Genomic DNA, 11,527 nt, shown 5'->3' with positions numbered 1-11,527 from the left:
GGCGTGGTTCGTCCCCGTACGTTCGGGTGATGGATCTCGTAGAAGTCGTCCCCGACCGCCTCCACATGCTCCGCTTCCCCATCGGCCAGGCCTACCTCTGGCGCGACGGCGAGGCCCTGACCCTGATCGACGCGGGCCACGCCGGTTCGGCGGACGCGATCGAAGGGGCGATACGTTCCCTCGGGCTGCTGCCGGAGCGGCTGGAGCGGATCGTCCTGACCCACTGCCACCGCGATCACGTCGGAGCGGCGGGCGAACTCGCCGCGCGCTGGGGCGCGGAGGTACTGGCCCACGCGCTCGACGCGCCGGCGATCCGCGGCGAGCAGCCGGTCCCGGAGCCGGTCCTGCTGGACTGGGAACTCCCGCTGTACGCACACGGCCTGACGGTTCCCGAGGCCCCGCCGACCCGGGTGGACCGGGAGGTGAAGGATGGCGAGGTGCTCCCCTTCGGCGACGGCGCGGTCGTCGTGCATGCTCCGGGTCACACCCCGGGCAGCATCGGCGTCCATCTCCCGCAGCACGGCGTGCTGTTCACGGGCGACTGCGTCGCCGGTGTCGGTCAGGTGATGCTCGGCGTCTTCAACGTGGACCGCGCCCTGGCCGTCGAGTCGATGCTCCGCCTCGCCGCACTGGCCCCTTCGGTGGCCTGCTTCGGCCACGGCGACCCCGTGACCTCGGACACCGCGGCCACCCTCCTGGCGGTGGCGGAAGCGACGGCCTCCGCCGACCTGGCGGACATCTCCTGAGCGCCGGCCCCCACTGGGGGCCTACCGGGGCTGCCTGCCCTGCGTCCAGGCTTCCAGCTGGCCGAAGGACTCGACGAACGAGGGCAGCATGGGGCGCAGTTGCTTGGATATGGGGACCAGGCCGTCGGTGTGGGTACCTCCGGGGACCTTGATGTAGCGGTGGAGGTGGCCGCGACCGGAATCGGTCACCATGCGGTCGTACACGTCACCGAAGGCGGCGGGCGGGGTCAGGGCGTCGAGGGTGCCCTGGATGCTGATCAGGGGGCGCTGGATCCGTCCGGTCAGCGAGACCCGCTCGACCGCCCGGTGGACGGACCGGGGCCGGGAGGCGAAGTCGTAGTCGGTGTCGCAGCCCGCCCCGGTCCCTTCCTTGCAGAACGGTGTGCCGGCCTGGGTGGCGCCGTCGTATTCGGGGTCCAGTTCCTCGCGGACCGTCCGCTGGAGGGAGTCCCACTGCTTGTTGTACTGGTAGCCCCAGAGGTCCTCGGATCCCGCGGGATAGCCGGCGGCGATGATCTCGTCGTGCGCGGCCGCGTTCCCCTTGTCGGCGCCGCGTGGGTATGCGCGAAGGGCGGGCGGAAGGGTGGCGAGGAGGCCGCCTTCGGGAGTGAAGGTGAGGGCGTTCCAGTCCACGCCACCCGTGTAGAGCCAGGGGTAGTGCTCCAGCTGCCAGCGGACGAGGTACCCGCCGGCGGAGAGGCCGGCGGCGTAGGTGCGGTTCGGGGTACGCCCGTAGCGCTGGTCCGTCACCTTCTTCGCGGCGACGGTCAGTTCGGCGACGCGACGGTGCCATTCCATGATCGCGTCGCCGGGGCGATCGCCGTCCTTGTATATCTCCGTCCCGGTGTTGCCCTTGTCGGTGGCGGCGTAGGCGTACCCCTTGGCGAGGACCTGGTCGCTGATGATCCGGTCGTTGGCGTACTGCCGGCGGGTGGCCGGCGGGCCCGCCACGACCAGTCCGCCGTTCCAGTGGTCGGGCAGCCGGATGACGAACTGCGCGTCGTGGTTCCAGCCGTGGTGGGCGTTGGTCGTGGAGGTGTCGGGGAAGTACCCGTCTATCTGGACCCCGGGGACGCCCGAGGGCGTGACCGTCTCGGGCGCTTCGAGTCCCTCCCAGTCCTTGGATTCGGTGTGCCCGGTGGGGACCGTTCCCGTGGTGGTCAGATCGGCGAGGCGCGCGGTGACCGCGTACTCGGCTCCGGGGACCCGTAGTTCGGCGGGGGCCGGCCGGTCCGCCGCGGGCACCGTCAGGGCGGTCGCGAGCAGCAAGGGCGCGATGGCCAGACTGCGCAGCATGGGCATGGGGGTCTCTCTTCCCTGGTCGTTGTGACCCTTGAAATCTAGGAACCGCAGGTCACCCCGGGTAAGTACGAGTCGGCCGGCCCTGTGCGTCCAAAGGGCACATGACCTCCGGCCAATCCTCGAACTCCCCGTCCACAGGCGGACCGTCCGCTCCCGGCCGCCCCGTACGCTGCTCGGGACCACACGATCCCGAGGAGGCGCGATGCCCCGCCCGGTGCCCTGGATTCCCACCGTCCTGTACGGGGCGGTGCTGCTCGGCGGCTTCTACTACTGCGCGATCGGGCCCGGCCCGAGTGCCCGTACGGCCGGGTTCGCGGCCGTGCTCGGGCTGCTCGTCGCGCTCGACTTCCGCGAGCGCGGTCCCGCGCCCCGGGCCGTCTTCGGTGCCCGGATCGTCCTGCTGTGCGCGGTGGCGGCGCTGGACGTCTCCGGGCTCTCGCGGATCCTGTTCGTACTCGTCCCCTTCCTGGGGTACTTCGCCTTCGGCCCCACCGCCGGCATCGCCCTCGGGGCCGGCTGCGTGGCCCTGCTGGCGGGCGCGTTCACCCTGTGGGTGCCGCGCTGGTACGTGGAGGCCTCGTACATCTCGGACCTGCTGATGTTCGCCCTGGGCGTCGTCCTGGCGGTCGCGATGGCCGCGGTGGCCGTCCGCGAACAGCGGGCGCGGGCCCGGCTGGAGGGCACGCTCGCCCAGGTCGCGCAGCTGTCCGCGGCGCGTGAGCGCAACCGGCTCGCCCGCGAGATACACGACAGCCTGGGTCATCATCTGACCGCGATCGGAATCCAGCTGGAGAAGGCCGAGGCCTTCGCCTCCCTGGATCCGGACGGTTCCGCGCGGGCGGTCTCCAGCGCGCGCTGGTCGGCGGGCCGCGCCCTGGACGAAGTGCGGGCGTCCGTGCGCACCTTGGGCCCCGAATCGGAGTCCGAGCCCCCCGGGCTCTCCCGGGCACTGGCCGACCTCGTGCACCACCTCGACGGCGGGGACCGTCGCATCTCCCTCGACATGTCCGGCACCGAGCGCAGGCCCCTGCTCGTGCTCTACCGCGCCGTGCAGGAGGGCCTCACCAACGCCTGCCGGCATTCGGGGGCCTCCGAGATCGACGTGCGCGTCTCGTACGACGACCACGGAGCCCGCCTGCGCCTCGCGGACAACGGGTCCGGTTTCGGCGGATCGGCCGAGGGTTTCGGACTCGCCGGACTGCGCGAGCGGGTCCGCCTCGCCGACGGCACGGTCGACATAGACACATCGGCGTCCGGCACCGTCCTGACGGTGGGAGTTCCCTGGTGAACGTGCGCGTCTACGTGGTCGACGACCAGGACCTCGTCCGCGAGGGCATCACCGCGCTGCTCGGCATCCAGCCCGGCATCGAGGTGGTGGGGAGCGCCCGCGACGGAGAGCAGGCCGTCGAGGAGGCGCCCGGCTGCCGCCCGGACGTGGTGCTGATGGACGTCCGCATGCCCGGCGTCGACGGGGTCACCGCCACCCGGCTGCTGCGGAGTCGGCTGCCCGCCTGCAGGATCGTGATGCTGACGACCTTCAACGACGACGAGTACGTCAGCCGGGCCCTGAAGGCGGGCGCGGTGGGCTACCTCCTGAAGAACCTGCCCGCCGCCGAGTTGGCACGGGCCGTCCGTCTCGCCCACGCCGGAGTCGCCCAGTTCGACCAGACCGTCATCGCGGGCCTGGCGGCCGGGCTCCCCGTACCGGACACCCTCACTCCCCGCGAGACGGAGGTCCTGCGCCTGATCTCGGCCGGTGCGACGAACAAGGAGATCGCCTCCCGCCTGTACCTCAGCGAGGGCACCGTCAAGAACCACATCTCTCGCGTCCTGACCCGCCTGGGACTGCGCGACCGCACCCAGGCCGCGCTCTACGCCCGCGACAACGGGCTGATCTGACCGCTGCGCCGCGCGGGAGTCCGACCCGCGCAGCGCAGCACGTGGACGCCCGTGCCGGCTCAGGCGTCTACGACATCGCCTCGGGGACGGCCCGCCCCGCCTCCAGGTAGGCCGCCCGGCCCCGTTCGCGTGCCCGCAGGGCCCCGCGGAGCCTCTCGTAGCGCACCTGCGGCAGCAGGTCCGCCGCCTCCTCCTCCGTCACGAACCGCCAGGCCCGCAGCTCCGGTCCGGGGAGCCGCAGCCGCCCGGTCTGCGCCGCCGACAGCCGGCCCCCGTCGAACAGCAGCCGCAGGCCGCCGTAGCCCGCCGGGGGGCCCGGCGGCTCCCAGTCCACGACCAGGAGCTCGGGGAGGCGCTCCAGTACGAGCCCGAGTTCCTCCTCGACCTCCCGCACCCCTGCGCACGCCGGGGCTTCCCCGGCCTCGACGACCCCGCCGGGGAACTCCCACCCCGGCTTGTACGTCGGGTCCACCAGCAGCACCCGGTCCGCGTCGTCGAAGAGCAGCACCCCGGCCGCGACCGTCTCGCGCGTCGGCTGCGGGGTCTGCACGATGTCGCAGATCCGGGCCGTGTCGGTGCGTACGGCCTCGGCGATCCGCTCGGCCGTCTCCCGTACGGTCAGGGTCCCGTTGTCGATGACGTGCGCGTCGGCCGCGAGCCAGCCCAGCGCGTTCTGGTAGGCCGGTATGTGGTCGTACGCCCACCGCCGGTCCCGGGGGTCCCTGTCCTGCGAGGACCGGCTCTCCTCCCGGGTCGCGATCCGCTCCCGGAGGATCGTTTCCTCCGGGGCGAGCAGGACGTGCCGCACCGCGATCCTGCGCGCCGCGAGCCCGCCGAAGATCTCGTCGCGGTATTCCTGCCGCAGCAGCGTCATGGGGACCACCAGCACCCCGCCCAACTCCGCGAGCATCGCCGCCGCCGTGTCCACGACGAGCCGCCGCCAACTCGGCAGGTCCTGGTAGTCGGACACCTCCGCGAGGCGTTTGCGCGGCAGCAGCACGCGCAGCGCGTCACCGATGAACTCCGGGTCGAACAAGGTGCTCTCCGGCAGGAGGCCGGTCAGCTCGCGCGCTGTGCTGCTCTTCCCGGCGCCGAAGGTGCCGTTGATCCAGACAATCACGTCTACCCCTCTCCCGATGCCCCCAGTGGCTTGCCCGCACCACCCTGCCACGGAAACCCCGGTGCTCCGCCGAGTGCTTATCCTCAAGGTCAGGGGCCCGTCCGCAGCGCCGGCCCCGCACCGCCGCAGCGCCCGTCCCCCTGGAGGTCCGACACCGTGCCGCACACCCGCCGCCCGTCCGAGCCCCGCTACGGCAACCGGCCGACCATGAAGGACGTGGCGGCCCGGGCCGGCGTGGGCCTCAAAACGGTGTCACGCGTGGTCAACGGGGAGCCGGGGGTCACCCCGGACACCGAGAGGCGGGTCCAGGAGGCCATCGACGCGCTCGGTTTCCGCCGCAACGACAGCGCGCGGGTGCTGCGCAAGGGTCGTACCGCCACCGTCGGCCTGGTCCTGGAGGACCTCTCCGACCCCTTCTACGGGCCGCTCAACCGGGCCGTGGAAGAGGTGGCCCGCGCCCACGGCGCCCTGCTCATCAACGGCTCCAGCGACGAGGACCCGGAGCGCGAGCGGGAGTTGGCGCTCGCGCTGTGCGCCCGCCGGGTGGACGGGCTCGTGGTGATCCCGGCCGGGGACGACCACCGCTACCTGGAGCCGGAGATCCGGGCCGGGGTGGCCACGGTGTTCGTGGACCGCCCGGCGGGCCGGATCGACGCGGACGTGGTGCTGTCCGACAGCTTCGGGGGCGCCGTGAACGGGGTGGCGCACCTGATCGCGGGCGGCCACCGCCGGATCGGCTTCATCGGCGACCAGCCGCACATCCACACGGCGACCGAGCGGCTGCGGGGCTACCGCGCGGCCATGGCGGACGCCGGCCTGCCGGTCGACGGGGCCTGGGTCTCCCTCGGCACGACGGCCCCGGAGCGTGTCTCGGCCGCCGCCCGGGCGATGCTGTCCGGCCCGGAGCCGGTCACGGCCCTGTTCGCCGGGAACAACCGCGTGACGGTCACGGCGGTACGCATCCTCGCCGCCCTCCCCCACCCGGTGGCCCTGGTCGGCTTCGACGACTTCGAACTCGCCGATCTGCTGAACCCCGGCATCACGGTCATCGCCCAGGACGCCGCAGCCCTGGGCCGGGTGGCCACGGACCGCCTCTTCCAGCGCCTGGCGGGCGCCGATCTCCCTCCGGCCCGCATCGAACTCCCCACCCGCCTGATCCCCCGCGGCTCGGGCGAGCTCCCGCCGGCCTCCTGACCGTGCCGCGGCAACGGGGCGTCCGCGCGGCATGTGCACGGGACTCTTGACGGGCACACGGGTGATCATGGACTCTCTTGGGCTACACGCGCCTCTCCCAGTTCCAGGACTCGCAGGGAGCGCGGATCACTGAACCCTCCCTCCGGGAGGCCGAGTCGAGGAGACCCGCCATGCAGAAGACCGCCTACGTGTACGTCCCCACACCGTCGAAGACCAATCTTGAGGTCGGTCTGGCGCGCGGATTGTGGGGCTGGCGCAGTGCCACCCTGGACCGGGCGGATTCCCGGCCGGCAGTGCAGAGCCTCGCTGCGGGCGACCTGCTCGTCCTGGGCCACAAGGGACCGAACAGCCGAGTGGCGCCCGGCGGCTGGGACGGCGCGTCCCTGCGGAGGGTCGTCATCGGCGAAGTGACCCGCCCTCTGTTCACCGCACACGAGCCGGTCTGGGCGGACGACGACTACCCCGAGCGCATCGGCATGGACGTCCTCGAGGACATCTCCCCGGCCGAGGGCGTCACCCTCGGCCGCGGGGCGATGGAAGCACTGCGGCTGTCAGCCAACAAGCAGGGTGCCGCCGTACTTGAACCGGGGGTCGTCGAGGTGACCAGGTTCGTCGAGTCCCTTCCGCCCGTGATCAGCGGCTCGGACACCGGAAGCATCGACCACGACGGGGAGACCAGCGCGGCCACGACGGTGCTCAGGCGCCGCGAGCGTGCCAAGATGCGCCGCGCCCGGTTCGGCAACGCCACGCAGCTGACCTGCGCCCTGTGCGGGCGCACGCTCCCCTCCAGGTTCGTCAGGGCAGCACACATCAAGCGCCGAAGCGCCTCGAGCCAGGTGGAACGGCTGATGCTGGCCAACATCATTCCCGCGTGTCTGATGGGGTGCGACGAACTGTTCGAGCACGGACACATCTACGTCGACCACTCGGGCACGATAAGGGCCAGTCCGAAGGCACAGGAGACAGCCGACCTGGCCGCCATGGCCGCCCGGCTCGCGGACAAGCCCGTAGCAGGGCTGACGATGGAGCAGGAACCTTTCTTCGCCTGGCATCGACACCAAATCGCCGAGCAGGTCTGACCGGTCCCGGTCGCACCGTAGGCGTGGCCCCGCGCACTGCGGGACCACGCCTACGTGATGCGCTGAGGGCTAGGCGGTGGCCGTCAGGGTCGCCGAGCGGCGCGGGATGGCGAAGGCGTCGAGCTCCGCGCGGGTCAGGCCGGTCAGGGCGGTGACCTCGTCGGCGCCGACGGCGCCGCAGTCCAGGCCGCGGACCAGGTAGCCGGCCAGGGCCTTCGCGGTGGCGGGCTCGTCCATGACGTCGCCCTCGATCTTGGCGACGTACGCCTTCAGGCGCGCGGCGGCGGTTTCGAGGCCCTCGCGGTAGAAGACGAAGACGGCCGCGTAGCGGGTCGGCAGGTGCGCCGGGTGCATGTCCCAGCCCTGGTAGTAGGCGCGGGCCAGGGCGCGGCGGGTGAGGCCGTAGTGCAGCTTCCAGGCCTCGTGGACGTGCTCGGTGGTGCCGATCGGCAGGACGTTGGTCGAGCCGTCGGAGACGCGCACGCCGGTGCCGGCGGCCGCGACCTGCATGATCGCCTTGGCGTGGTCGGCGGCCGGGTGGTCGCTCGACTGGTACGCGGCGGAGACGCCGACGCAGGCGCTGTAGTCGAAGGTGCCGTAGTGGAGGCCGGTGGCGCGGCCCTTGGAGGCCTCGATCATCCGGGCGACCGCGGCGGTGCCGTCGGAGGCCAGGATGGACTGGCTGGTCTCGATCTGGATCTCGAAGCCGATCCGGCCGGGGCGCAGGCCGCGGGCGGTCTCGAAGGCCTCCAGCAGCTGCACGAAGGCCGTGACCTGCTCGGGGTAGGTGACCTTGGGCAGGGTCAGGACCAGGCCCTCGGGCAGGCCGCCGTGGGCGAGCAGGCCGGAGAGGAAGATGTCGGTGGTCCGGATGCCGCGGTCGCGGACGTTGGACTCCATGCACTTCATCCGGATGCCCATGTACGGGGCGTTCGTGCCGTTGGAGAAGGCTTCGGCGACGAGGCGGGCGGCGCGTGCCGCGGCCTGGTCCTCCTCCTCGTCGGAGCGGACGCCGAAGCCGTCCTCGAAGTCGACGCGCAGGTCCTCGATGGGCTCGGAGGCGAGCTTGGCGCGGACGCGGTCGTAGACCGGTACCGCCAGCTCGTCGGAGATGCCGAGTACCTTGGCGAAGGTGGCGGCGTCCGGGGCGTGCTCGTCCAGGGCCGCGAGGGCCTGGTCGCCCCAGGAGCGGATGGTGTCCCCGTCGAAGACGTCACCGGGCACGTAGACCGTGTGGATGGGCTGACGGGTGCCGGGGTCGCCCGGGTAGTGGCGCGCGAGTTCCGCGTCCACCGGCTTGAGGGAAGCGCTGATGCCCTCGCTGACCGCGCCTGCGAGGCTCGTCGCCACCTTCTCCTGCTGACCCATCGTGCACTCTCCTCTTTTCCGCTTCACGGAATCTTAGATCCGCATTACAGAATTTAGTCACGGGGTTCCGCTCAGTCAATGGTCCCTCCGCCGTCCTGGACAAACGACTCGGGGCCGTGCGGTGAGAAACACCACACGGCCCCGGAGACCACTTACCCGCAGGTCAACGCCTGCGGCAGGGTTTTAGCCCTTGCGCGCCTTGATCTCGTCGGTCAGCTGGGGGACGACCGCGAAGAGGTCGCCGACCACGCCGTAGTCGACGAGGTCGAAGATCGGAGCCTCGGCGTCCTTGTTGATCGCGACGATCGTCTTCGACGTCTGCATGCCGGCGCGGTGCTGGATCGCGCCCGAGATGCCGGAGGCGATGTACAGCTGCGGGGAGACCGACTTGCCGGTCTGGCCGACCTGGTTGGAGTGCGGGTACCAGCCGGCGTCCACGGCGGCGCGCGAGGCGCCGACGGCCGCACCGAGGGAGTCCGCGAGGGCCTCGATGATGTGGAAGTTCTCGGCGCCGTTGACGCCGCGGCCACCGGAGACCACGATCGCGGCCTCGGTCAGCTCGGGGCGGCCGGTCGACTCGCGCGGGGTGCGGGAGGTGACCTTGGTGCCGGTGGCCAGGGCGCCGAAGGTGACGGCGAGCGCCTCGACGGTGCCGGCGGCCGGAGCGGCCTCGACCGGGGCCGAGTTCGGCTTCACGGTGATGACCGGGGTGCCCTTGGAGACGCGGGACTTGGTGCTGAAGGACGCGGCGAACGCGGCCTGCGTCGCGACCGGACCCTCGTCACCCGCCTCCAGGTCGGTGGCGTCGGTGATGATGCCGGAGCCGATGCGGACGGCCAGGCGGGCGCCGATCTCCTTGTTCTCCGCGGAGGAGGGGAGCAGCACGGCCGCCGGGGACACAGCGGCGTACGCGGCCTGGAGCGCGTCCACCTTCGGTACGACGAGGTAGTCGGAGAACTCCGGGGCGTCGGCGGTGAGGACCTTGACGGCACCGTGCTCGGCGAGCACGGCGGCGGTGGCCTCGGCACCGGCGCCGAGGGCGACGGCGACGGGCTCGCCGATGCGGCGGGCCAGCGTCAGCAGTTCGAGGGTGGGCTTGCGGACGGCGCCGTCGACGTGGTCGACGTAGACGAGGACTTCAGCCATTGGGGATGCTCCTGCGAATGCGAAGTAGTCAGGGGGCGTGTGAGAAGGGGCCGAAGCTCTTAGATGAACTTCTGGCCGGCCAGGAACTCGGCCAGCGACTTGCCGCCCTCGCCCTCGTCCTTGACGATCGTGCCGGCGGTGCGGGCCGGACGCTGGGTCGCGGAGTCGACCGCGGTCCAGGAGCCTTCGAGACCGACCTCGTCGGACTCGATGTCCAGCTCCTCCAGGTCCCAGGCCTCCACCGGCTTCTTCTTGGCGGCCATGATGCCCTTGAAGGACGGGTAGCGGGCCTCGCCCGACTGGTCCGTCACCGAGACGAGCGCCGGGAGGGAGGCCTCCAGCTGCTCGCTCGCGGAGTCGCCGTCGCGGCGTCCGGTCACGACACCGTCCTCGACCTTGACCTCGGACAGCAGGGTGACCTGCGGGACGCCCAGGCGCTCGGCCAGGATCGCCGGGAGGACACCCATGGTGCCGTCGGTCGAGGCCATGCCCGTGATGACCAGGTCGTAACCGGCCTTCTCGATCGCCTTGGCGAGCACCAGCGAGGTCGCCATGACGTCGCTGCCGTGCAGGTCGTCGTCCTCGACGTGGATGGCCTTGTCGGCACCCATGGACAGCGCCTTGCGCAGCGCGTCCTTCGCGTCCTCGGGGCCCACCGTCAGGACGGTGATCTCCGCGTCGTCGGCCTCGTCGGCGATCTGCAGCGCCTGCTCGACGGCGTACTCGTCGAGCTCCGACAGCAGGCCGTCGACGTCGTCACGGTTGACGGTCAGGTCTTCGGTGAACTGCCGGTCGCCGGTGGCGTCGGGCACGTACTTCACACAGACAACGATCCTCAGGCTCACGCCGGCTCTCCTACCGCATCGACATTTCTGGTACCGCCTTGTTCAGGCAGCATAGGCGCCATCTCGGGCCGTTCCCGCCGGAGCGGCCCGCGCCCCGTTCGGGAATGTTACTCGTCAGTACACAGCGGGTTCCGCCAGGTTGCAAGGCCGGTGAACTGTGATCTGGCCAACGCCCGCGAAACCGGCCCCAGCAGGGACGATTCAGTCCCTCAACGCGTTGAAGCGCCCCTGGTGGTACAGCAGCGGACGGCCCTCGCCGGCCGGATCGCCCACGGGGTCCCCCGCCGGGTCCCCGGCGACCGCCTCCGCGATGATCACCCGGTGCTCGCCGGCCGGAACCCGCGCCACGACCCGGCACACCAGCCAGGCCAGGACGCCGCCCAGGACCGGAACCCCGTGCGGGCCCGGCGCCCAGTCGGTCGCCGGACCGAAGCGGTCGGCCCCGTTGCGGGCGAACAGGCCCGCCAGCTCCCCCTGGTGCTCCCCGAGTATGTGGACCCCGAGGTGCTCGGAGTCCCGTATCGCGGGCCAGCTGGAGGACCCGGTGCCGATGGTGAACGACAGGAGCGGGGGGTCCGCCGAGACGGAGTTGAGCGAGGTCGCGGTGAATCCCGCCGGCCGGCCACCGCTCTCGGCAGTGATCACGGCGACGCCCGCGGCGTGCCGGCGGAACACCGAGCGCAGCAGCGCGGGCGAGCCGGGCAGGCCTGCGCCGGCCCGCGGGGAGGGAGCCGTCGGAGCCGTCATCAGGAGGTGCCCCGTCCGTAAAGCAGGAGTTCATACCGCATATCGCAAGCCTGGCGATCTCTCGTGTACACAGTCAAGCCT

Annotated in this window: 11 protein-coding genes; 5 read left to right on the top strand and 6 right to left on the bottom strand. The window is 71.7% G+C overall.

From position 1 onward, the window contains the following. Window positions 1-29: 29 nt before the first annotated feature. The gene (locus tag ACFRU2_RS06465; RefSeq protein WP_382968357.1) at window positions 30-746 is read left to right on the top strand and encodes an MBL fold metallo-hydrolase; all 717 of its coding nucleotides are present in this window, start codon (window positions 30-32) and stop codon (window positions 744-746) included. Between the two features lie 21 nt (window positions 747-767). Here the strand turns inward: ACFRU2_RS06465 and ACFRU2_RS06460 are convergent, their stop codons facing one another. Next, window positions 768-2,048 (bottom strand): tannase/feruloyl esterase family alpha/beta hydrolase, encoded by a 1,281-nt coding sequence (locus ACFRU2_RS06460; protein ID WP_382968354.1) that lies wholly within the window; start codon window positions 2,046-2,048, stop codon window positions 768-770. Window positions 2,049-2,250: 202 nt separating this feature from the next. Between ACFRU2_RS06460 and ACFRU2_RS06455 the strand changes: the two genes are divergently transcribed. After that, window positions 2,251-3,336 (top strand): sensor histidine kinase, encoded by a 1,086-nt coding sequence (locus ACFRU2_RS06455; RefSeq protein WP_382968351.1) that lies wholly within the window; start codon window positions 2,251-2,253, stop codon window positions 3,334-3,336. Beyond that, window positions 3,330-3,947: a response regulator gene (locus ACFRU2_RS06450; RefSeq protein WP_382969575.1), complete on the top strand. Its 618-nt coding sequence runs from the start codon at window positions 3,330-3,332 to the stop codon at window positions 3,945-3,947. Before ACFRU2_RS06455 ends, ACFRU2_RS06450 begins: the two co-directional genes overlap by 7 nt. 67 nt (window positions 3,948-4,014) lie before the next feature. Here the strand turns inward: ACFRU2_RS06450 and ACFRU2_RS06445 are convergent, their stop codons facing one another. Continuing rightward, complete coding sequence (locus ACFRU2_RS06445; protein ID WP_382968349.1) at window positions 4,015-5,067, bottom strand: NUDIX domain-containing protein; 1,053 nt, start codon at window positions 5,065-5,067, stop codon at window positions 4,015-4,017. A gap of 207 nt (window positions 5,068-5,274) precedes the next feature. On the opposite strand from ACFRU2_RS06445, the gene ACFRU2_RS06440 reads away from it, so the two are divergent. Both ACFRU2_RS06440 and ACFRU2_RS06435 read left to right on the top strand, forming a co-directional pair. Beyond that, on the top strand, window positions 5,275-6,261 hold the full coding sequence (locus ACFRU2_RS06440) for a LacI family DNA-binding transcriptional regulator (protein ID WP_382969572.1): 987 nt from the start codon (window positions 5,275-5,277) through the stop codon (window positions 6,259-6,261). A 170-nt stretch (window positions 6,262-6,431) separates the two neighbouring features. Continuing rightward, window positions 6,432-7,340, top strand: a complete 909-nt coding sequence (locus ACFRU2_RS06435) for a hypothetical protein (protein WP_382968347.1) — start codon at window positions 6,432-6,434, stop codon at window positions 7,338-7,340. A 69-nt stretch (window positions 7,341-7,409) separates the two neighbouring features. Here ACFRU2_RS06435 and ACFRU2_RS06430 read toward each other — a convergent pair whose 3' ends face one another. The 4 genes from ACFRU2_RS06430 to ACFRU2_RS06415 all read right to left on the bottom strand — a co-directional run bounded on the left by ACFRU2_RS06430 (window position 7,410) and on the right by ACFRU2_RS06415 (window position 11,446). After that, complete coding sequence (locus tag ACFRU2_RS06430; protein ID WP_382968344.1) at window positions 7,410-8,708, bottom strand: DUF6986 family protein; 1,299 nt, start codon at window positions 8,706-8,708, stop codon at window positions 7,410-7,412. A gap of 183 nt (window positions 8,709-8,891) precedes the next feature. Further along, on the bottom strand, window positions 8,892-9,854 hold the full coding sequence (locus tag ACFRU2_RS06425; RefSeq protein ID WP_250738899.1) for an electron transfer flavoprotein subunit alpha/FixB family protein: 963 nt from the start codon (window positions 9,852-9,854) through the stop codon (window positions 8,892-8,894). Window positions 9,855-9,913: 59 nt separating this feature from the next. Next, window positions 9,914-10,699 (bottom strand): electron transfer flavoprotein subunit beta/FixA family protein, encoded by a 786-nt coding sequence (locus ACFRU2_RS06420; RefSeq protein WP_382968341.1) that lies wholly within the window; start codon window positions 10,697-10,699, stop codon window positions 9,914-9,916. 201 nt (window positions 10,700-10,900) lie between these two features. Continuing rightward, a complete protein-coding gene (locus ACFRU2_RS06415) occupies window positions 10,901-11,446 on the bottom strand; it encodes a flavin reductase family protein (protein ID WP_382968338.1) in 546 nt (181 codons plus the stop codon). Window positions 11,447-11,527: the final 81 nt, after the last annotated feature.

It is taken from the genome of Streptomyces sp. NPDC056883 (assembly GCF_042788835.1).
In the GTDB taxonomy this organism is placed as follows: Bacteria; Actinomycetota; Actinomycetes; order Streptomycetales; family Streptomycetaceae; genus Streptomyces; species Streptomyces stoeckheimensis.
The sequence above is the reverse complement of the archived record's forward strand: the minus strand, read 5'-3'. Positions and strand labels throughout refer to the sequence as shown.

Bases quoted from the DNA above. Each gene is read 5' to 3' on its own strand.
- ACFRU2_RS06465 (WP_382968357.1), top strand. From the start codon at position 30: ATGGATCTCGTAGAAGTCGTCCCCGACCGCCTCCACATGCTCCGCTTC.
- ACFRU2_RS06460 (WP_382968354.1), bottom strand. From the start codon at position 2,048: ATGCCCATGCTGCGCAGTCTGGCCATCGCGCCCTTGCTGCTCGCGACC.
- ACFRU2_RS06455 (WP_382968351.1), top strand. From the start codon at position 2,251: ATGCCCCGCCCGGTGCCCTGGATTCCCACCGTCCTGTACGGGGCGGTG.
- ACFRU2_RS06440 (WP_382969572.1), top strand. From the start codon at position 5,275: ATGAAGGACGTGGCGGCCCGGGCCGGCGTGGGCCTCAAAACGGTGTCA.
- ACFRU2_RS06435 (WP_382968347.1), top strand. From the start codon at position 6,432: ATGCAGAAGACCGCCTACGTGTACGTCCCCACACCGTCGAAGACCAAT.
- ACFRU2_RS06430 (WP_382968344.1), bottom strand. From the start codon at position 8,708: ATGGGTCAGCAGGAGAAGGTGGCGACGAGCCTCGCAGGCGCGGTCAGC.
- ACFRU2_RS06425 (WP_250738899.1), bottom strand. From the start codon at position 9,854: ATGGCTGAAGTCCTCGTCTACGTCGACCACGTCGACGGCGCCGTCCGC.
- ACFRU2_RS06415 (WP_382968338.1), bottom strand. From the start codon at position 11,446: ATGACGGCTCCGACGGCTCCCTCCCCGCGGGCCGGCGCAGGCCTGCCC.